The sequence below is a fragment of the Bacillus cereus group sp. N21 genome (genome assembly GCF_016483395.1).
GTDB classification, from domain to species: Bacteria; Bacillota; Bacilli; order Bacillales; family Bacillaceae_G; genus Bacillus_A; species Bacillus_A pseudomycoides.
Genome location: NZ_JAEHBX010000358.1, coordinates 1 through 262, shown reverse-complemented (window position 1 = coordinate 262; position 262 = coordinate 1). Strand labels below are relative to the sequence as shown.

Sequence of the window (262 nt, the reverse complement as noted above, 5' to 3'; positions counted from 1 at the left end):
AAACAGGTATTCGTGTAGTCGTTCAGTTTGGTCCACTGAAATTACAAGGCTTTTTTATAGAATTTATAGATTCCGTCGAAGTGGAAAGTAAAAAGTTAAAGGGATTGCATGAATTTCAAGATGTTACGCAAGTTTTAAATGAAGAATTATTACAACATGGTTATTGTCTGACGGATGAAACAATATGTTATATGATTTAAGCTTTTCAAGTTATTCTTCAAGCTGCGATAAAAGCGACTTATAAAAAACGGCAAAAGAAACA

At 31.7% G+C, this 262-nt stretch carries 1 pseudogene; it reads left to right on the top strand.

Annotated features, from left to right (window positions below):
- Nucleotides 1-197: pseudogene (locus JDS96_RS31185) on the top strand (primosomal protein N' family DNA-binding protein); the annotation flags it as partial.
- Nucleotides 198-262 lie beyond the last annotated feature (65 nt).